Origin of the sequence: Sneathiella sp. HT1-7 (assembly GCF_020731145.1) — a bacterium.
In the GTDB taxonomy this organism is placed as follows: Bacteria; Pseudomonadota; Alphaproteobacteria; order Sneathiellales; family Sneathiellaceae; genus Sneathiella.
The window spans coordinates 893,046-912,750 of sequence record NZ_JAJFZN010000001.1 but is presented as its reverse complement, the minus strand read 5'-3'; the positions used below and the strand labels follow the sequence as shown (position 1 = coordinate 912,750).

15 protein-coding genes and 1 riboswitch are annotated in these 19,705 nt (G+C 55.0%); of the genes, 10 read left to right on the top strand and 5 right to left on the bottom strand.

The window, feature by feature from the left end; genetic code table 11:
* Positions 1 to 3 precede the first annotated feature (3 nt).
* From LKE13_RS04375 to LKE13_RS04365, 3 genes are read left to right on the top strand one after another with little or no spacing between them, the layout of a single operon-like run.
* On the top strand, positions 4 to 954 hold the full coding sequence (locus LKE13_RS04375) for an MBL fold metallo-hydrolase (protein ID WP_227948474.1): 951 nt from the start codon (positions 4 to 6) through the stop codon (positions 952 to 954).
* Between the two features lie 7 nt (positions 955 to 961).
* Positions 962 to 2,551, top strand: coding sequence for an FAD-dependent oxidoreductase (locus LKE13_RS04370; RefSeq protein ID WP_227948473.1), 1,590 nt, complete (start codon positions 962 to 964; stop codon positions 2,549 to 2,551).
* Positions 2,548 to 2,745 (top strand): DUF2783 domain-containing protein, encoded by a 198-nt coding sequence (locus LKE13_RS04365; RefSeq protein WP_227948472.1) that lies wholly within the window; start codon positions 2,548 to 2,550, stop codon positions 2,743 to 2,745. Before LKE13_RS04370 ends, LKE13_RS04365 begins: the two co-directional genes overlap by 4 nt.
* Positions 2,746 to 2,765: 20 nt before the next feature.
* On the opposite strand, the gene LKE13_RS04360 is transcribed toward LKE13_RS04365, so the two are convergent.
* Entirely contained in the window at positions 2,766 to 5,168 is a 2,403-nt protein-coding gene (locus LKE13_RS04360) for an adenylate/guanylate cyclase domain-containing protein (protein ID WP_227948471.1), read from the bottom strand.
* Positions 5,169 to 5,378: 210 nt separating this feature from the next.
* Here LKE13_RS04360 and LKE13_RS04355 point away from each other — a divergent pair, with 210 nt between their 5' ends.
* The 3 genes from LKE13_RS04355 to LKE13_RS04345 are packed head-to-tail and all read left to right on the top strand — an operon-like array spanning position 5,379 to position 7,173.
* On the top strand, positions 5,379 to 6,158 hold the full coding sequence (locus LKE13_RS04355; protein WP_227948470.1) for a hypothetical protein: 780 nt from the start codon (positions 5,379 to 5,381) through the stop codon (positions 6,156 to 6,158).
* A gap of 55 nt (positions 6,159 to 6,213) precedes the next feature.
* Complete coding sequence (locus LKE13_RS04350) at positions 6,214 to 6,696, top strand: MaoC family dehydratase (RefSeq protein WP_227948469.1); 483 nt, start codon at positions 6,214 to 6,216, stop codon at positions 6,694 to 6,696.
* 18 nt (positions 6,697 to 6,714) lie between these two features.
* Positions 6,715 to 7,173 carry a MaoC family dehydratase gene (locus LKE13_RS04345; protein ID WP_227948468.1) on the top strand — a complete coding sequence of 153 codons (459 nt, stop codon included), beginning with the start codon at positions 6,715 to 6,717 and terminating at the stop codon, positions 7,171 to 7,173.
* 11 nt (positions 7,174 to 7,184) lie between these two features.
* On the opposite strand, the gene LKE13_RS04340 is transcribed toward LKE13_RS04345, so the two are convergent.
* The 3 genes from LKE13_RS04340 to LKE13_RS04330 all read right to left on the bottom strand — a co-directional run bounded on the left by LKE13_RS04340 (position 7,185) and on the right by LKE13_RS04330 (position 10,012).
* On the bottom strand, positions 7,185 to 7,721 hold the full coding sequence (locus tag LKE13_RS04340; protein WP_227948467.1) for an ankyrin repeat domain-containing protein: 537 nt from the start codon (positions 7,719 to 7,721) through the stop codon (positions 7,185 to 7,187).
* Between the two features lie 47 nt (positions 7,722 to 7,768).
* A complete protein-coding gene (locus LKE13_RS04335) occupies positions 7,769 to 8,725 on the bottom strand; it encodes a hypothetical protein (protein ID WP_227948466.1) in 957 nt (318 codons plus the stop codon).
* Positions 8,726 to 8,800: 75 nt separating this feature from the next.
* Positions 8,801 to 10,012 (bottom strand): MFS transporter, encoded by a 1,212-nt coding sequence (locus tag LKE13_RS04330; RefSeq protein ID WP_227948465.1) that lies wholly within the window; start codon positions 10,010 to 10,012, stop codon positions 8,801 to 8,803.
* 170 nt (positions 10,013 to 10,182) lie between these two features.
* Positions 10,183 to 10,282, top strand: a riboswitch (TPP riboswitch).
* 52 nt (positions 10,283 to 10,334) lie between these two features.
* Here LKE13_RS04330 and LKE13_RS04325 point away from each other — a divergent pair.
* From LKE13_RS04325 to LKE13_RS04310, 4 genes are all read left to right on the top strand, one after another.
* A complete protein-coding gene (locus tag LKE13_RS04325; RefSeq protein ID WP_227948464.1) occupies positions 10,335 to 11,072 on the top strand; it encodes a hydroxyethylthiazole kinase in 738 nt (245 codons plus the stop codon).
* On the top strand, positions 11,069 to 12,157 hold the full coding sequence (locus tag LKE13_RS04320; RefSeq protein ID WP_227948463.1) for a TRAP transporter substrate-binding protein: 1,089 nt from the start codon (positions 11,069 to 11,071) through the stop codon (positions 12,155 to 12,157). The genes LKE13_RS04325 and LKE13_RS04320 overlap by 4 nt, the downstream gene beginning before the upstream one ends.
* Before the next feature lie 207 nt (positions 12,158 to 12,364).
* Entirely contained in the window at positions 12,365 to 12,622 is a 258-nt protein-coding gene (locus LKE13_RS04315) for a GlsB/YeaQ/YmgE family stress response membrane protein (RefSeq protein ID WP_227948462.1), read from the top strand.
* Between the two features lie 29 nt (positions 12,623 to 12,651).
* Positions 12,652 to 13,494 (top strand): alpha/beta hydrolase, encoded by an 843-nt coding sequence (locus LKE13_RS04310; protein WP_227948461.1) that lies wholly within the window; start codon positions 12,652 to 12,654, stop codon positions 13,492 to 13,494.
* Here the strand turns inward: LKE13_RS04310 and LKE13_RS04305 are convergent.
* Positions 13,484 to 19,669, bottom strand: coding sequence for a type I polyketide synthase (locus LKE13_RS04305; protein ID WP_227948460.1), 6,186 nt, complete (start codon positions 19,667 to 19,669; stop codon positions 13,484 to 13,486). The genes LKE13_RS04310 and LKE13_RS04305 overlap by 11 nt on opposite strands.
* Between the last annotated feature and the right edge of the window lie 36 nt (positions 19,670 to 19,705).

The following is a 19,705-nucleotide window of genomic DNA, read 5'->3' as shown; positions in this document are numbered from 1 at the left end:
ATCATGAGCAAAGCATTTGCTTCACAAGGCGACATGGAAGAAAAAACCATCTCTTTTACCGAAATAGGCCCCGATCTCTGGGCCTTCACGGCAGAAGGCGACCCTAATACCGGCGTCATCATCGGCGATGACAGCGTGATGGTCATCGACACGCAGGCCACACCGCGTATGGCAAATATGGTGATGGAACGAATCCGCTCCGTTACTGACAAGCCAGTAAAATATGTCGTCCTTTCCCATTATCACGCCGTCCGCGTTCTTGGCGCCTCGGCCTATCAGGCAGAAGAGATCATTGCCTCCGACAAATGCCGGGCCATGGTCGCCGAACGCGGACAGGAAGACTGGGACAGCGAATTTGAACGCTTCCCTCGCCTGTTCGAAGGATATGAGAGCATTCCCGGCCTCACCTGGCCGACCATGACTTTTTCAAAAAAGATGACCGTCTATCTCGGCAAGCGGCGCGTTGACCTGATGCATCTGGGCCGGGCGCATACGGCGGGCGATACAGTTGTCCATGTGCCGGACGCAGGCGTGATTTTCTCCGGCGATGTGGTCGAGTATCACTCCGCCTGCTATTGCGGCGACGGACATTTCAACGATTGGGGCACCACACTCGACGCCATTGCCGCTTTCAACCCGAAATCCATTGTACCCGGGCGAGGCGATGCACTTGTCGGAGATAAGATGGTGACGGCCGCCCTCACCAACACCCGCGATTTCGTGGAAAGCACCTACCGCCCGGTCGCTGCTGTGGTTGCGCGCGGCGGGACGCTAAAAGAAGCCTGGGATGCGGTTCGCGCCGAATGTGACGCGAAATTCGGCGACTATGCCATTTATGAGCATTGCCTGCCGTTCAACGTCGCCCGCGCCTATGACGAGGCACAGGGCATCGATACCCCGCGTATCTGGACGGCGGAACGGGACAAGGAAATGTGGGCCTCCCTGCAAGGATGAACCAGACATGCACTATCAGAACCGGGAATATTCATTTGAAACGCCACCGGAGCTGAAGGGCGAGACCCCTGGAAAATACCCCGTTGCCATTGTCGGCGCAGGGCCCATCGGCATGGCCATGGCCATCGATCTTGCGCTGCAGGGGATCCGCACAGTCATTCTCGACGATAACAACGTGGTTTCCGTTGGGTCGCGCGCTATCTGCTGGGCCAAGCGCACCCTGGAAATTTTCGACCGCCTTGGCATCGGAGATAAGATGCTCGAAAAGGGCGTGACCTGGAAGGTCGGCCGTTTGTTCAATGGACAACAGGAGGTCTATAACTTCGATCTCCTGCCCGATGACGCCCACAAAATGCCCGCCTTCGTCAATCTCCAGCAATATTATGTGGAAGAATATCTGGTTGATCGGATTGCGGATTTCCCGGACCTCATCGATTTGCGTTGGCTCAGCAAGGTGGCGGGCGAAGATATCGCCGATGACGAAATTACCCTGCATGTCGAGACAGCGGAAGGGAACTATGATCTTGCCGCGGACTATGTTCTCGCCTGCGACGGATGCAACTCACAAATACGCCAACGCATGGGCCTCAATTTCGATGGACAAACCTTCGAAGAGCACTTCCTGATCACCGATGTGGATATGCCCGAAGCCCCATTCGAGAGCGATGAGCCAGAGCGCTGGTTCTGGTTCAAACCGCCCTTTCATACGGGTCAGTCGGCCCTCCTCCATAAGCAGCCGGACAATATCTACCGCATTGATTTACAGCTTGAACAGGGTGCCGATCCGGCTGAGGAAGCAAAGCCAGAGCGTGTAATTCCCCGTTTGAAACAGATTGTCGGTGACCGAGCGTTTGAAATTGACTGGGTCAGTGTCTACAGCTTCACCTGTGCCATGCTGGATAAATTCGTTCATGGTCGAATGATTTTTGTCGGCGATAGCGCCCATGTCGTCTCCCCTTTTGGCGCGCGCGGCGGTAATGGCGGCATTCAGGATGTCGATAATCTCGGCTGGAAACTGGCCGCTGTCCTGAAGGGAGAAGCCGCGCCGGAACTCCTCGAAAGTTATGATGAAGAACGGCGCCACGGCGCCCGCGAAAATATCATGAATTCCTCCCGCGCAACCAACTTCATGACTCCAAAATCGAAGATGGAAGCTGTTTTTCGCGATGCTGTGCTGAACCTCGCGAATGACCTCCCTTTCGCCCGCCGTCTGGTAAATTCGGGGCGTTTGTCGGTTCCTTGCGCTCTCGAGGGATTCGCGCTTCAAAGCCCGCGGAACACAACCCGGGGCCTCGCGCCCGGGACCCCCTGCCCCGATGCGCCGCTGGAGAATGGCTGGCTTTTAAATAAACTCGGTGGCGAGTTTATGTTGCTCACCGTCGGCAGGCGCGCAAAAATGACGGCGCCCGGCGGCGTGAAAGTCCTGCATTTTGAAGATCACCCCGGTGTGACCGCCCATTATGGCGATGACATGATCTATCTGATCCGCCCGGACCAGCATATTGCCGCCGCATTCGAGGCCGGAACTGGCGCCGAAAGCCTCAAATTTGCGCTCGCCCGTGCCATAGGCAAGTCTACATTGGAGACAACATCATGAACAACACGCTAAATACGGACGATCGTCTGCACCCACATGGCGATGATTTTTATGAATTACTGATGACCGCGCATGAAGGATTGGATTTCGACCAATCCGCCGCTCTCAATGCTCGGCTCGTCCTGCTTCTCGCCAATGAAGTCGGGGATTTCGACACGCTCGCTGCCGCCATAAAGCGCGCGTCTAAAAGCTGAATAGCGCGCGGGTCCCCCTGTCAGCTGGCGCCGAACTCGCCCCGCCACAAACCGATAGTCTCTGCTGCACCGGGAATCTGCTGCATCGGCTGTTCCGTAAAGCCATCCTTCAACTGACCGGTAAGATCGGTTTCGCTGACTTTCGTCATCAGTTTTTCGGAGACAACAACATCCGCATTCTTCGCGGCAACCGTCTTATCGAGCTTGCTTGCGAGCCCAATCGTATAACCGGAAACGCTAACCCTGGCATCTTCCCCTTCACCGTCAAGATGCGCTTTTACAGGGCCAAAATCAGCACAAATACAGAAATCTGCCGACTTGCCAGCAGGCAATTCCTGCTGCTCACCCCAATCGGAGAGAACAGACGCCAGTTCCCGCGCCGCCCGGAGACCATTCGATGCATCCTCTGAGCTTTCATCCGGTAGCCCAAAGATTGCCATAACGTCTTTCTCGCCGAACTGTTCCAGAAACCCGCCATGTTTGACCACTGTTTTTTCGATTAATTGAAAGAGTGCGTGCAGGAACTGCGCCGAACGAGTCGGTCCAAAACTCTTGGCCAGCGCCATAAAGCCAGCCATGTTGATATACAGCACAGCAACTTCAAACTCGTTATTGGCGGCAGGCGATTTTACCATACCCTCTGTCGAGGTGAGCGAGACCTTCTCCCCGCGCGCAGAGGTATCCATCATCGGGGCAAGGGACGCAGGTTTTTTGGGTTTTTGCGCAGGAACGGGCAAATCCGCTGGTTTCGGGCCCTCCGGTAGTGATTGATACGAGGGTTTTGGAGGCGGAACCGGCAATGGGCTTGGCTCTATCGGCGATGGTTTGGGTTTGGGCTTGGGTTTGGGTGATGGGAAAGGAGAGACATTATCTGCCACGGGTCCTTCAGACATCTCCTCGGCTTCTTCGATCTTGTCTTCTCTCGTCGCGGCACTTTCGTCCTGAAGGGGCTCTTCCTGAGTCTTTATTCCATCTTCGTCAGCGTTAAGACGCAAGCTTGCCTCGCCCTTTTCGTCCGGCTCGATCTCTGGATCACTTTCATCTTCACCCGCTTCCAGCGACGGCGTCTCTTCATCCACCACCTTGGCAACCCGATCAAACGTCCAAGGGGTAGTGAACTGCGCTTCTTCCGCCGCCTCCGCCTCTGTAAGGGCCGCGCGACGGCGCTTGGAGACGTGCTTTGCCGCCATCAGCACCGCTGTGCACAGGATCATCGCGAGTAGTGGGAAGCTCAACCCCAACCATAGGTTAAAGAGAATAAAGACCTGAATATTCCCCGCGACAAAAAGCACCATCGCAATCACCGCCAGGGTCAGAACAACCCATATACTCCGCGCAGCCGCCACCAGAGCAAAAAAGAGCCCCGTCAGTGCCAGCAACAAGATATCAAGGACGATAACCTGTTGTGACCGAACCAGCGGGTTCATCCGGTTGATATTGTCAATCACGTTGGCCAGATACTCAACCTCGGACATCGCGGGATCAAAGGGCGTGGACACATTATCCGGGGTGACTGAAGCTGCAAGTCCAACCAGCACCAGCTTGTCCTTGAAATTATCTGCAGGTAGACTACCGTCCAACAAATCGGAAAAGCGGGTCCGTTTGTAACTTCCGCCCGGCCCATGATAATTGACGGCGAGGCGCATCTGGTTATCTGTCGGCAAATAGAGACTGCCAATAGTCAGGCTTTCCCCGAAATTAACCTCTATTGCCTTCATCGGCAAATCGACCCAGCGACGATAGGCCTGCATGGCGAGCGATGGATAATACGATCCACCATAACCAATGACCGGATAGGCATATTGCCGGGTAAGCGTCCGTTGTTGTTCTTGAATAATATGGCCCGGCAGGGCGTTCTGCAGCAAATCCAAAGACGGTGCGAGATATCCACCCGCTTCCCCCGGTCGTTTAACCGACGGAGATTCGCGCTTGCGGAAGACGCTATACGCCGTTTTTTGAATAGCCACCGGCAAGGCTGAACGGGAGTTGGACGACGGGGTCATGGAAAAGACATAGGGAATGACCACGTTATCAAGGCGAGCCAGATCTGCCGCTAGATCACGTTCCCCCGTGGCATCTGCCGCCGCACCCGATACCTTCATTGGCAGTAGATTCGGATCGAGCACAACAATCCGCGCACCGCCCGTAGCGATGGCCTCTATCCCTTTTGCCAGATCAGCGGATGAAACAGGAATCCCCTTTGCCCCGTCCGATATTTTTTCAATCAGCACGAGTTCAATCGCCGGATCCGTAGCGATGGGACCGCGTAAGACAAACCGCGAGTCCAGAAGTTTTCCCTCAATCAATTGTATGAACGGCTTGTCGCGCAGGTTCACAAAGGCCACGATCAACGCGGCACAAATCCCCAGAACGATCATCGCCTGACTCATTCGGGTTATGGGGGAAGGAAGGCTTTTCGTCATTCTCTCGAAGAATTATCCGGATAATTGAAGGCCTTAACCTATCAGTATCGGATAAATTTGCTACTGATTTTTTGATCTCTAAACAAGAGGGTCCTGTGACAGCACCTTGACGCAGACCTTTACCTCCATCGATAAATTTGGAATACTCATCTTGCCGGTTAAAAACAATCAACAACTACCGGCCTGACCCGCCAGGGAAAGGGAGGAAAGATGCCATCCAATAATTATGTCCGGCTCCGGCAAATTTGTCTGGCCGCCGCCGATATTACTAAAACAGAGCAGGTTTTCAGCCATGTTTTCGGGCTAGATGTTTGTCACCGGTCGACGCTCGACAATTTTGGGCTGGAAAATATCATGTATGCGTTGAACGGCTGCTTTCTGGAGATTGTCGCCCCGACAAAAGAGAACACTGCCGTTGACCGGTTTCTCGCCCGAAACGACGGCCGGGGCGGATATATGGCGATCTTCGACTGCGCGGATATGGTCCGGCATAAAACACTCGCCGAAGAGGTCGGGGTCGCCCCGATTTACGAGAGGCGTAACGATAAAGCCGACCTTCTGCAGCTCAACCCCAAGCAGACCGGTGCCACCATGATGGAATTCGACCACCATTATGGTGATGATACGATGCTCGGCCATTATGAATGGGCGGGAGACGACTGGCATAAACATGTCAGCACGGATGTAACGGGCGATATTCTCGGTATTGAAATCTCCAGTCCCGGTGCCGAGGCGCGCGCCAAGCTTTGGAGCCATATTTGCGACCGGCCATTGACGATACAGGGCGGGACACGCGAGATCGACCTTGATTATGGTTATATTCAATTTACCGATACGACAGAGCAAGGGCGAGAACTTTTCACCGCAATTGATCTTACGGCAAAAAATCCGGAGGAAATGAAGCAGCGGGCAAAAGAAGCCGGCTGTCCGGTCACAGATGCAGGGTTCGATTTTTGCGGCGTCGAATTCCGTATTACACCCGCCGCCTGAAAATATTAGCAAACCGCGCTTCGGCGCCAATAACAACCCCGAGGAGGGGGACAGTATGACGATTTTGGATCTCGATAATTTTGAAACTGATTTCTGGAAGGATGTGGATAAACGCGCAACCTGGGACCAGATTATTCCGGGCGAACTGCGCGACACAACGCCGGTGACGCTTACCCAGGAGGTCATTGCCCGCTATGCCAAGGGTGTCGGGGAAGATAATCCGCTCTATTTTGACGAGGAATATGCAAAATCGACCATTTATGGTGGCATCATCGCGCCGCCTTCCATCCATATCCTGTTGATGTTCGCCTGCACCACCACGGAAGACTGGATGCGTTCCCCTGGCACCATCAATGCGGGGCAGAACTGGTCCTACCATGTACCGATCCGCCCGGGCGACACCATTACCATGCGCGGCACCGCGCTGGACCGCTTCATCCGGAAAGACAGGCTCTTCGCCGTGCATGAAAACACCTTCACCAACCAGCATGGTGAAGTTGTCTGTACTGGCCGCGGCCAAACCATCCGTCCCGCTTGATCGATAAAGGAATAGAAAATGACTGCAGAAGAACAGTTTAACCAGGTTAACGAAGGCGATGTGATCACCGGACGGCCCTTTACGGTTACCCGTGACACGATTCAGGCTTTCGCCGATGCCTCACTTGACTACAACCCGTTACATTTCGATGACAACTATATGAAAAACAAGTTCGGCAAGACGAGCTTTGACGGTGTTATCATGCATGGCATGCAAAATTTTGCGCTGATCACCCGCACGCTCACTGACTGGTTGATCCCGCGCGGCGGATTTCACCGGCGACTGGAGACACGCTGGCTGAAGCCGGTTCAGCTCGGCCATACCATCACACCCGTCGTCACCCTGCAAAGCAAAAAGAAAACGGATAAAGGTTACTGGCTGCTTTTTGATGTTGAGGTGAACAATCAGGACGGCATGCTCGTCGCTATGGGCAATGCCATGGCGGAATTTATCGATGTAATTCCGGGGAAGCGATAGAGAGACATGGCTCAAACATGGGCTTGATTTTTCAGGACTTCGACTATCTTATCGAGTCCGTTTCGCACCGCCTCTTCCAACGCTGTTGTTCCCTCGTCGATCCGTGTCTTGAGACACGGGTCGGCGCCACGCGCAAGCAGGATTTCTATCGCTTTTAAATCCCGTTGGACCACCGCATAATGAAGCGGCGTCCAGTCATTGATGCCTCGTTGGTGAATATCAGCCCCGTGATCAAGCAGGAGCGCTAACAATTCATACCTGTCTTCCCTGTCGGTTTCTAAAAGTGTGAAGAGCGCTGGAAAACCGTCCTCCACGCTGAAGTTCACATCCGCGCCTATATCGAGAAGCGCATGAATCAAAGAGGATGGTGACCAACAGAAAGCATATTCGAGAGGGGTTCCTGCGCAGCCCAGTTCATACGGTTGCTGGCTGTTGGGAAATCCCGGCGGGTCGTCAAGAAGGTGCCGGATCTCCACAAGATCGCCGGCCTGATAAGCGGCATGTAACGCAATGGCCCGCCGCTGTAACTCGAATAGGTCCTCTGCCATGCTCCTATGATATCAGGAAAAGGCGAATATAGCAGCGCAAAATTCGCTTATGGGTTTTCCGCCGTTGGTGCCGGATAGGCGCGGGTTATTACTTCTTTCCAGGCCGCATCGGTCCAAAAATCCTCCGGCTTTGAGACGGCAATGCCGCGCGCCGTCAGATCGTCACAGAATATATCGATGATAAGGTCCGAATTCAGGTCATGACTGTGATCGTCATAAGCCGCCGCTTCCGCCTCGTTCTTGAAGCAATAGCCCTTCCAAAGCACAGAAAGTCGCACTTCTTCAAACGGAAGCTTTGCAAATGGCTTGCCTCCATCATCCACCCGCCAGCTGTTATCTTCCGTCAAGGTGAGTGTGGCGTCATAACCTAAGTTATCATAGCGGTGATGCTCTGCCGTCGGGCCGACACTGCCGACCCGGTGGAACATATATTCATTATCCGCCAGAACACTGCAATTACTGTAGGGCGGCCGCTCGGTTTTTGATGGCGCACCAAGTCCATCTGGCCAATATTCGAATTCCCCGCCTTCACCGTCATAGAACCAAGTAATCGCTGAAGCGACGGGGACGGCCCAGTTATGGAACAGGCCGGAATAGCCCATCGGCGCCAGCATCCAACTTGGCACTTCGCGATTTTGCGCACCCCTGAAGAAAGGCAGATCCTGATGGGCGGGCAGTCCCTCTGCCGGCAGATTAAGGTTGGTCATCATCGCAACCGGACGGATCACCTCAGCCTTGAAAGATGTCTTTGCGGCCTCAATAAAGCGCGGATTATTAAAAAAAGGCTCCGCTCCATCAAAAACGACCTTACCGCCCAACGCCCAGAAATTGCGAAACCAGCCGCCGGACGTCTCCCCGACATCTTTATGGGCGGCGGAGAGGGTTTTATACGGGCTTCCCTTCTTGATCAGGTCAATTACCCCTTGCGGATCATCAAACGCCGGATCCAGCCGGACCGGCGGCGCCAATAGTTGTTTTGGCCGAACGATTGTATCGATACCCATAATCACTCCCCTTATTATTATTTTTCATAGAGTGTGTCACAATATCCATTTTCCAGCAAATGGTGGCGCTCGTGTCTACTCCGCCGGGCTGACGCTTGGCTGAATGGACCGGCGGACACGCCCCGGCAGAACCAGCGCCGCGAGAGAGATCAACATAGCGACAATGGCAACAACGGTAATCACACCTGAAAATCCAGCGCCCGCTTCCAGGATGTATCGCGCTGCCAGCAATGACAACGCGCCAATCACCAAATTAAGAAGTAGCTTGACCGACATGACTTTCGTTCGCCAGCCATCGGGCACATAACGCGCAATAACTGTATCGGTAATCGGGATCTGTCCGAAGACAAACGCCATGGCGAGCAAGGTTGCGAAAAAGAGCGCATAGTTCAATTGCGTCGCCATAATCCCGATCAGGATCGGCTGTGCGAGCGCAATAATAAACAGCACTGGTTTGATCCGGTATTTATCAATCAAACGACCGACCACGAGCTGCGCAAAGGCCGCAATTGCATAAACCAGCGCTGCGAGAAGACCCGTTGTCGCCACATTCTCGGTCACATCCGGCAAGCTGACTTCAAACATTCGGGGGATAACGAATGTCATGGTGCCAAAGACAAAACCGCCAGCGGAGGTGACCAGCGCAATGGCAATAAGGGCCCGTTTCCACCCCGGCGCAAAACCGACGATATCCTTCTCTCCCGCAGGAAAGGCGGGGGGGCGTGCCCCGCCACGCCGGGCAAAGATATAAAATCCAATGCCGGTAAGGATTGCGACAATGCCAGGCACGATAAATGCTAATTGCCAGTTATAGTCAGCAAGGATAAAGCCGGTAATCAACGGGGCCGCGGCAACGCCCATATTACCCCAGACACCATTCATTCCAACGCGCCAGCCAACACGGCCGCCGCCCTGAACCACCATGGCAAGACCCACCGGATGATAGATTGAGGCAAATAGCCCGATTGCCGCAAGACCAATGGCAATTTGCAACGGGGACTGGGCAAAACTGGTGGCAATGGCGGAAAGGCCGATTCCGATAAAGAAGACTGTGATCATGCCGACGCGATTCCATTTATCGGCAAGATAGGCGGCAAGCGGCGCCCCGGCACCAAAGAGAATAAGCGACGGGATGCCATAGGGTATCATCTCTGCATAGGCGCCATCTTCGGCAAGGCCAAAATAGAGCCCCGCGCTAAACGCCGCCTTTGCGAAGATCAGCATGAACAGATGATCAACAAAATGACCAAAATTGAGGAAGGTAAATCGCATCTGTTGCTGGGTCACGGAACTTATCCTGTTCTAGGGCGCCACCGCCGAACGGTATCCGCACATTTTTATAACACCAATTTATCATAAAGGCAGTCAGCCTGTCACAAGAGTTTTTCTACCTTGTCGGGTTAGAAAAATTGATCATATTTTCGCATTGCAAAGCAAATGAAAAACCCTAAGATAACAGCTGCTCATCGGGGTGCCTTAAACGGCTGAGAAGCATTCGCTGACCCGCAGAACCTGATCCGGTTAGAACCGGCGGAGGGAATTGAGGCCGGGTCATCCTAAAATATGTACATCGCGCCCTTCCCTTCAACGAATGAATGGAAGGAAAAGCATGCGCGAGGACCGAACTATACCGCTTTTACAGGCATTAAATACCCGTCGCCCGGCCGTTCACTGTCTCACCAATACGGTGGTGCAAGCGCTCACAGCCAATATGCTGCTCGCCATTGGGGCAATTCCTTCCATGTCTTCGGATCTGGAGGAAGTGGCCGGTTTCACGAAAAGCGCGGATGCGCTTCTCGTCAACATCGGCACCCTTGACGGAGATCTGAAAGCCTCGATCAAATTGGCCATTTCATCGGCAGATGACAATGGGCTTCCCTGGATACTTGATCCTGTTTTTATCGACCGCTCGCCGCCACGCGCTGCCTATGCGAGTGACCTTCTCACGCTTGGTCCGGCACTGATCCGGGGAAACAAGGGGGAAATCACCCTGCTTGGCGGCACTCCCGCCGATCTTGCCCAAAAAACCGGGGCCATCGTCGCTATGACCGGCGCAACGGATCTGATTACCGACGGGAGGGAGGAAATCACTCTGACCGGCGGCCATGAGATGATGAGCCGGGTCACGGGGATCGGTTGTGCAGGCACGGCACTTCTCGGGGCTTGCCTTGCGGTAGCGCCGCAAGATCAGCGACTGCAAGCCGTGGCAGCAGGTCTCTCTCTTCTGAGCAAAGCGGGTGAACAAGCCGCAAAGCAAGCAACCGGACCCGGCAGCTTCGCCTCACTGATCCTTGATAAAATATACCAGATTAGTCAATCCAGCCTTCAGGAAAGGAAGGAACCATGAAAAAACAGCCCCTCTCCCGCCGGAAATTTCTCACCGCCTCCAGTGTAGGCGTGGCGAGCGCAAGTGTTTTCCCTGCACCGTCCCTCGCAAGCGGCGCAATGCAGTGGAAAATGGTCACATCCTGGCCGAAAGGCGCACCGGGCGTCGGTGTCACCGCGCAACGACTCGCCGATCGAATTACTGCAATGAGCGATGGCAAGCTAACAGTTAAACTCTATGCAGCGGGCGAGCTGGTGCCCGCGCTTGAGGTTTTTGGTGCGGTTGGCGGCGGCACAGCCGAACTTGGACACACTGCGTCCTTTTTCTGGCAAGGTAAAGCGAAGGCAAGCGTCTTCTTCACCACTATTCCCTTCGGGTTGACGGCGCTGGAACATATGGCATGGATCAATCAGGGCGGCGGACAGGAACTCTGGGACACGCTTTATCAACCCTTTGATATCAAACCATTTATGGCCGGAAACACAGGCATTCAGATGGGCGGTTGGTTCAAGAAGGAGATTAAATCACTCGATGATTTGAGGGGCGTCAAAATTCGAAGTGCGGGCCTTGGCGGCGATTTGTTTGAAGAAATGGGCGCAACCTCCGTTTTGCTGGCGCCGGGAGATATCTTCCCAGGATTACAGAACGGACTGATTGATGCCGCAGAGTTTCTCGGCCCCTGGAGTGACCGGGCGTTTGGCTTTTACAAGGCTGCGCCCAACTATTACTGGCCATCATTCAACAAGCCGAACGGCACCGCCGAATGTCTTGTCAATCGCACGGCGTTTGAGGGATTGAGCGATGATCTGAAAGCCATCGTCGCCAATGCGTGCCAGTCAGAGAATGCGATCGGGCTTTCCGAATCCGACTGGGAAAATGCCCGCGCACTTGAAGATCTGGTGAAGAACAAAAAGGTGAAGCTTCGCAAGTTTCCGTCCGACCTGCTCGCGCGCGCACGAGAGTTAACGCCGGGCCTTCTGGACAAGTTCGTCGGCGGCGACCCGATGGCGGAAGAGATTCTTACCTCCTATCGCGCGGCACTCTCGCTTTCAAAAAGCTGGTCACGGATCAGCCGTCAGGCCTTTTTTGCCGCACGCGATACCTGAACACCACACCACCATTATGGTGAATGGAGCAAGAAATTACGGCAAATTCAGTACCATAATGGTGTCATTTTTGGCGAAACGCTGAGCCTTCGGCACCATAATGGAGAAGTTGCCATCTCCGACAGGATCAAGAAATCCATCTTGACACCCGCCCGCCCTCCCTTCCTAATGTTAGGAGTGCGGGAACTATGAAAGAGGTGGATTGTCATGGGAGTGGAAAGTCTTCTCATCTTCTTGCTGATCGGTGCTGTCGCTGGCTGGTTGGCCGGGCTGATCATAAAGGGCTTCGGGTTTGGCCTGATCGGCAACATCGTTGTCGGCATTATTGGCGCCTTCATTGCCGGGTTCGTCTTACCAAGAATCGGAATTGATATTGGTGGCGGCATTCTGGCGGCGATCATCCACGCAACGATTGGCGCAGTAGTGTTCCTGTTCATCATCAAACTCATCAAATCACGAGGCTGACGCAACCGAAAAGCGCGTCGGAATATTCTATGTCCCTGCAGAACGGCCTCATACTCCTTGGCGTGCTAATTGCCCTGATCGTGGTCGCCGGATTTGTTGGAATGCGCCTCTTTTACGGATCAATCTACAAATTCGATCAGGCGACCGACGGGCCAAAAAGCTATGGCCTTGACGGCGCTCGTGAAGTGACCTTCAAGTCTGAGGACGGAACGGAAATCACTGCCTGGATCAAGCCGCCGGACGAAGATACGCCGATAATACTATACTTCATGGGAAACTTTACCTCTATCGGCCCGTCCGTTGGGCGGCTGAAACCCTTTCTGGACAAGGGTTTCGGTGTGGCCGCTCTCGTCTATCGTGGATCAAGCGGTAAGGGCGGCACCCCGTCGGAAGAGGCTTTTGCCGCAGATGCTCGTGCGCTCTATGATCAGCTGAATGAGCTGATAGAGACAGAAATCCCCAAAAGCAGACGTATTGTCCACGGCTATAGTCTTGGAACAGGGATCGCCGTCCGACTCGCGGCGGAGCGGCCCATTGCTGCCCTGACCCTTGAAGCCGCTTTCGCCCGGTTTTGCGATTATTTCACAGATGCTTACCATGGATTGCCGTTTTGCCGTCTTATGTCGCGGGAACGCTATGATTCAATTGACCGGATAAAGGCGATAAACGCACCGCTCCTCATGCTGCATGGGGAGCAGGATACCGCCATCCGTATGACCACCGCCCGGCGGCTGTTTGACGAAGCGACGGAACCGAAATCATTCAGGATCTACGCAGATGGAAATCACACCAATCTCGCCGATCACGGATTGATCGAAGACAGCCTCACCTTTTATAAGGCACATGTCCCCGGCATGCCTGTCACTGATTAAGCAATAGCTCATTCAGAATCTTGCCAATCTCACTGATTGTCGGATCGATCATCATATTGAAATGGTCGCAATCAAAAATCATGACCTCGATATTGCCAGAGACGAATTCGTCCCAACCAAGTTTCGGGCCCGCCCGCAGGAAGTCCATGCTCGCCTGGCTGCCCTTGAACAAGAGCACATCGTTTGGATAATCAGACGGGCGATAGCGATGTTCGGCCGCCAGATAGGCACTCGTCATCCGCCGACCAACAAGCTCGTCCGGGATTTTGCTTCCCTTCTTGAGAAGTTCGGCGATTTGCTGCATTTCACGCCCGGCAGAACGGCTTTGCCACTTCCGAAGCGGCCACTTTAGCGCGAAGCTGAGGCTCCACTGGCGGGCCGTCCAGATTTTCTCAAAAATACTTGCAGGATGCGGATCAATGTCCGGCGCGAGGGTATCGAAGAAGATCAGGTTCCCGACCTCATGGCCTGCGGCGCGCAACTGTTGCGCCATCTCAAATGCAATCACGCCACCCCCGGAATAACCGGCGAGATTATAGGGCCCCTCAGGCTGGTTTTTCAGCACTGCAGCCAAATAGCAACTCGCCATCTCCTCGATGGTTTCATGAATTTCCGTCTCTCCGTCGGAGCCAAGCGCCTTGAGCGCATAAAACGGAATTTTTGAATCGATATAGCCGGAAAGGGACCGGAAATTGAGAACATTCCCGCCCGCTCCATGAACAAGATAAAGCGGCTTCACATGTGGTGCGCCCTTCTTGATCCGTACCAACGGAGACCAGCCATCCTCAACCGCAGACGTATCCGCACCGTCGGACGGTGATGTCACCTCGACATCAATATTGCCTTTCGCGATCACCACATCCGAGAGGAGGCGCAAGGTCGGTGCCTGAAATAGGGTGGCAAGCGGCAGGTCGGTTTCATATTCTTTGCGGATTTTCGCAAACAGACGCACCGCCGCCAGCGAATGACCACCAAGATCAAAGAAGTCTGCATCCGGATCGGCCTGATCTACACCGAGAAGGTCAGACCAGAAGCCAGCGATCGTTTTCTCAACTGAATTTGCATAAACGGTATCAACGCCGCCCTGTTCTTTACGGCTGCCATCAGCCTTTTTGCGTCGCTGAGCGCCGATCCGCGCCATTTCACGAGCGATATCAGCCATCGATGTCGGGGAGACGACGATCGCCCGCGCATCAGAGTTCAGCACACGGTTGAACACAGCAGGTGCATCTGCGGCGGCAATACCTTGCGCAATCATTATATCCACGAGTTGTTCCGGCGCACTGGCGGTATCGAAGCTGGTGCCTTCTATCCGGCTGAGTGCGAATCCCTCCAAAATCATCAGGGGCGTGCCTTTCTCATCGGAGAAAACAACGTCGAAGCTCGCGAACCGGCCCGGCGTTTCCGCAACAAGACGTGCCCGTGCCACAAACCGTGCCGGTAGCGGCCCCAGAATACGCAGGCGATCCACCGACATCGGCGCATAGAAAGCGCCTTCACTGCCAACATCGGACAGCAGGTTCAGGCCGATAGTTGCCGCCGTATCCGTCATTCCTGGATGGGCCGTATATTGACCAAGATCGGAAAGAAATGCCTCAGGCAGGGCGAAATCCGCCTCAACAATATTCGAACCAACGCGAATTTGCCCAACATTGTCCCAGCGTGGACCAAAATCGATCAACTCCTCTTGCGAATCCTGTCCGCTGCTATCGGAAATAGAGAGATTGCCCGTCGCGTGCAAACCTGCAGGCAGCTTACGATCCGTCAATCGCTTCAGAACAAGATTAGCGTGGCAATGCTCGATCAACGGCGCATCTGCGGAGGCGCTGCTCTGCACCTTGAAATCATAACCGCGCTCCGTCGGCGTGAGAGTAACCACAACCCGCGCACGGACGGCATCCGCAAATACCATCGGACTCAAAAGCGAGAGGGATTGGATTTCCCATTTGCGCCCCGATGCCGCCTGTTCCATTGCTACACGGGCAATCTCGATATAGGCCGTTCCCGGCAAAACCGGGACGCCCCCAACGACATGCTCGTTCAGTACCCAGAGTTCCGCCGGATCATAATAGGACGTGAAAGAGAACCCGCCTTTTTCATCCGTCTCCATCGGACCAAGCAGCGGATGGGAGCCAACAACATTCTCTTCCTGATTCCGATAGGCGCGTGCGGCCATGCCGATATCACGCCAGACACCCCAGGAAATTGCCAGGCCATCACGGCGCGACGCTGCGAGGCTTTCCAGGTAACTGTTCGCCGCGACATAGTCGACCTGACCCGGCGGCGCGGTAATGACGGAGGTAGAGGAAAAGACAGCAAAGAAATCCAGCTCTCCATCCGGCAACAGGGCCGAGAGATTTTCGCCGCCATCTACCTTCGGCGCGAGCACATTATGCGTATCTTCAAGGCTTTTACCGAGCATCGGCGCGTCGTCCATGATGCCTGCACCATGGAAAACCCCGTCAATACCACCGAATTCTGAACGCGCTTTCTCAATTGCTTTCCCGATAGCCGCCTTGTTTGTCACATCCGTGCTGAGGATCAGGACATCTCCGCCTGCCGCCTCTATCTCGCGGATCGCATGAATAGCATACGCCGTACGACTGTCTGGATGTTTCGCAAGAACGACGTCCCATTCCGCCCGGCCCGGGAATTTGGAACGACCGATTAACGCGACTTTCGCCTTGGCTGATGTGCCAAGATAACGCGCGAGTTCCAGCCCGATGCCGCCCACGCCGCCGGTAATCAGATAGCGCCCGCCATCTTTCACCCGTTTGGGCCGCCCTTCGGCCGGAGTGGCGGACAGAGAATCGAGTTGCTGCGCATACCGTTGATGCGCGCGAAAGGCGATGCAGTCATCTGCGGTGGCGCCGCCCTGTTCATCAAGAATAGCATGCGCCGCCCAGACCGGATCCTCCGCTGGCTCCAAATCAATATACTGGGCACTTAACCCCGGAATTTCCCGTGGCGCGACCCGCACAGGGCCGATCAACGTGCCAAGCGAGGGATACGGCGCCGTTTCTCCGGCAACGGAAAAACCGCCGCTCCCGATAAAGGTGAGACGCATGTCTTCCGACGGATCAGCAGACTGAATGGCACGAGCGAGGCAAAAGCCACTGTCGAACAACCCTTCCTGCCCCTCAACCGCCGCCGCCATCGGCCAGGCATGGATGATATAGCTTGGCATCTCCGGCAGATCGGCAAAGAGCGCGTCGTAATCCTCCGCCACGTCGGGGGCAAGTCGATAGCCTTCGTCTTCTTTGCGGAATTCATCCCCGGGCCGAACAATAATAACCGCCTCCCGCCGAGCGGAAAGCTCCGCCACGAGGGCGTCGGAAACCGGGTCGCCTCCATGAAAGATAAGCCAATGGCCGCCATGTTGCGCTTCAGTCGGGGGAACCGGAGAGAATTTCCAACTTTTCGTGACAAACCAGTCGTCAGGATTTTCCTGCCGGGTGAGATGCACAGCAATATCTGCGTCTGCCTCCCCGGCCCCTGCCGTTCGGCCAATTCCCGGCTCGATCCAGTGGCGGTCCCGCGCAAAGGCATAGGTCGGTAGGGAGACACGGCGCCCACCCGCCCCCGGCAAACTATCCCAATCGAGCGTGCCGCCAACTGTCCAGATATGCCCTGCCGCCGCCAGCGCCCGTGCCATATCGTCATCCGTCTCTTTCGGTGGACGGCCCGACGAAATCACGGCAAGCGGCTCATTCGCCCCCCGGCTCATCTCCGCGAGCGGACCCAGCGTTTGGCCCGGCCCCACTTCCAGCAGGATCCTGTTCGGCTTTTCAAGCACCGTCTGTATGGCATCGGCAAAGCGGACCGTCCGGCGCAAATGCTCGACCCAATAGTCAATGGTCGAAAAATCACCATTTTCCGGCCAATTCCCACGCAAAGTAGAGACAAAAGGGATCTCCGGCTCGGTCAATTGAATGCCCTGTATGCCATTTCGAAAATTATCAAGCTGATCATCGAGAATGCGGCTATGGGCGGCGACATTGATACGCACACGCGTGGCCTCATATTCCGTGCCCTTAAGCTCATTCTCCAGCGCGTCGATGGTCGCAATTTCACCTGAGACAACACAAAGATCAGGCGCATTCAGCGCGGCAATATCAAGCCGGTCACCAATCAGTTCCGTTACCTTTTCCCGTGGCGCCGGAATAATACTCATCGCGCCCGCGGCAGCAGCGTCCATTACCTTACCGCGCCAGACAACAATTTTGAGGGCGTCGGCGACCGACATTACCTTGGCGATCACTGCGCCTGCATATTCCCCCGCACTATGTCCGAGAACGGCGGCGGGCTCCACACCCCAGTTGATGAACATTTTCGCGTATGCATATTCAAGGATGAACAATGCCGGAATGGCATAACCCGACATCTCCATCTTCGCCCGCGCATCCGCATCATCGAGGCATTTTTCGAACATGACACTGCGAAGATCGGCAGGCGCATCCATCGACATCTGCGCGAAACAATCATCAACCGCCGCCCGAAACGCATCGGAACTTTCCAGTAAATTTGCGCCCGCGCCCGGATATTGCGCGCCGCCGCCCGGAAACATGAAGACAACCTCCGCCTTAGCGTTTCCAGCGGCACCCGACACGGCATGCTCCGCGACATCATTCCAAAGTGCAGCCTTGAGATCGTCTTTGGATTTTGCAACAAAAGTCCGACGCTCTGAAAACTCCCGACGCCCATGGCGCAAGGTATAAGCAGCATCGGCAAGCGAGGGCATTTCCGGCGTAGCGACAAATTCCCGCCATTTTTCCTGTAATCCGTCCAGCGCCTGTGTATTCCGCGCGGAAAAGGGAAACAGCCGCCAGCTCTCAGCGTCGATATTATCTGGTCGCTTGGGCGCTTCCTCGATAATCGCATGGGCGTTGGTGCCGCCAACGCCAAGCGAATTAATGCCGGCCCGGCGCGGAACGTTACCGCGCGGCCAGGGCTTGTTTTCCGCCACCACATAGAAGGGACTGTTTGCTATATCAAAACGGCTGTTCGGCGTCTTGTAGTTGAGCGAAGCAGGCAAGGTTTCATGGCGCAGGGCCTCCACCACCTTGATCAAGCTGGTTGCGCCCGCCGCCGTATCCAGATGGCCAATATTGCTCTTGACCGACCCAATCCCGCAATAGCCAACCCCGCCCTCACCATAGACCTGGGAAAGACCCGCAAGTTCGATCGGGTCGCCAACCGGCGTGCCCGTGCCATGGGCCTCGATATAGCTGACGGTTTCCGCCGGGATATCGGCGATGGCAAGAGCCTCGGCCGCCGCTTCCGCCTGCCCGTCTACGCTGGGGGCGAGGTAACCCGCCTTCTGCGCGCCGTCATTATTCACGGCGGAACCGATCAGCACTGCCTTGATATCATCGCCATCAGCAAGCGCATCTTCCAGACGGCGCAGAACAACAATCGCCGCGCCAGAACCAAACACCGTTCCCTCGCTGTCATCATCAAAAGGACGGCAAAGGCCATCCGGTGACTGAATTTCCCCCTCGACGAATTTATAGCCATGGCGATGTGGCAACTCGATGGACACACCACCGGCAATTACCATGTCACTCTCCATGGAAAGAAGACTAGCCGCTGCCTGATGCACAGCAACAAGCGATGTCGAGCAGGCCGTCTGCACCGCCACGGAGGGGCCCTGCAAATTCAGGAGATAGGAAAGACGTGTGGTGAGAAAGTCCTTGTCATTGCCTGTGTGACGAAGCAGGAACAGGCCAATTTCTTCCACAAGGTCCGGATTGGTAAGTAGATTGAACGGTAGATATGCCTGCAAACCAGAGCCCGCGAAAACACCGATCCGCCCATCGAAATTCTCGGGCATATGACCTGCATCTTCGAGCGCCTCCCACGCACATTCAAGGAAATGGCGGTGCTGCGGATCGAGGATAGAAGCCTCTCGCGGGGAAAAGCCGAAGAAACCGGCATCGAAGCATTCCATATCGGGCAAATAGTTTGCCGCGCGGACATAGTTCGGATCCGCCAATTCTCTCGGGCTGACGCCATTGGCAAGCATTTCCTCATCAGTGAACCAGCGCGTACCGATCCGCTCATTCACCAGCAGGTTCCAAAGCTGCGATACGCTGCGCGCAGACGGAAACCGGCCGGCCATGCCGACAATAGCAATCCTTTCAGAAGCCTGAATTCCCTCAATGCTGTCTGTCATTTTCTCGCTCATTTCCACCGTAACCGGCGGTTTGTT

Coding starts and splice junctions, on each gene's coding strand:
- LKE13_RS04375 (WP_227948474.1), top strand. CDS start 4: ATGAGCAAAGCATTTGCTTCACAAGGCGACATGGAAGAAAAAACCATC.
- LKE13_RS04370 (WP_227948473.1), top strand. CDS start 962: ATGCACTATCAGAACCGGGAATATTCATTTGAAACGCCACCGGAGCTG.
- LKE13_RS04365 (WP_227948472.1), top strand. CDS start 2,548: ATGAACAACACGCTAAATACGGACGATCGTCTGCACCCACATGGCGAT.
- LKE13_RS04360 (WP_227948471.1), bottom strand. CDS start 5,168: ATGACGAAAAGCCTTCCTTCCCCCATAACCCGAATGAGTCAGGCGATG.
- LKE13_RS04355 (WP_227948470.1), top strand. CDS start 5,379: ATGCCATCCAATAATTATGTCCGGCTCCGGCAAATTTGTCTGGCCGCC.
- LKE13_RS04350 (WP_227948469.1), top strand. CDS start 6,214: ATGACGATTTTGGATCTCGATAATTTTGAAACTGATTTCTGGAAGGAT.
- LKE13_RS04345 (WP_227948468.1), top strand. CDS start 6,715: ATGACTGCAGAAGAACAGTTTAACCAGGTTAACGAAGGCGATGTGATC.
- LKE13_RS04340 (WP_227948467.1), bottom strand. CDS start 7,721: ATGGCAGAGGACCTATTCGAGTTACAGCGGCGGGCCATTGCGTTACAT.
- LKE13_RS04335 (WP_227948466.1), bottom strand. CDS start 8,725: ATGGGTATCGATACAATCGTTCGGCCAAAACAACTATTGGCGCCGCCG.
- LKE13_RS04325 (WP_227948464.1), top strand. CDS start 10,335: ATGCGCGAGGACCGAACTATACCGCTTTTACAGGCATTAAATACCCGT.
- LKE13_RS04320 (WP_227948463.1), top strand. CDS start 11,069: ATGAAAAAACAGCCCCTCTCCCGCCGGAAATTTCTCACCGCCTCCAGT.
- LKE13_RS04315 (WP_227948462.1), top strand. CDS start 12,365: ATGGGAGTGGAAAGTCTTCTCATCTTCTTGCTGATCGGTGCTGTCGCT.
- LKE13_RS04310 (WP_227948461.1), top strand. CDS start 12,652: ATGTCCCTGCAGAACGGCCTCATACTCCTTGGCGTGCTAATTGCCCTG.
- LKE13_RS04305 (WP_227948460.1), bottom strand. CDS start 19,669: ATGACAGACAGCATTGAGGGAATTCAGGCTTCTGAAAGGATTGCTATT.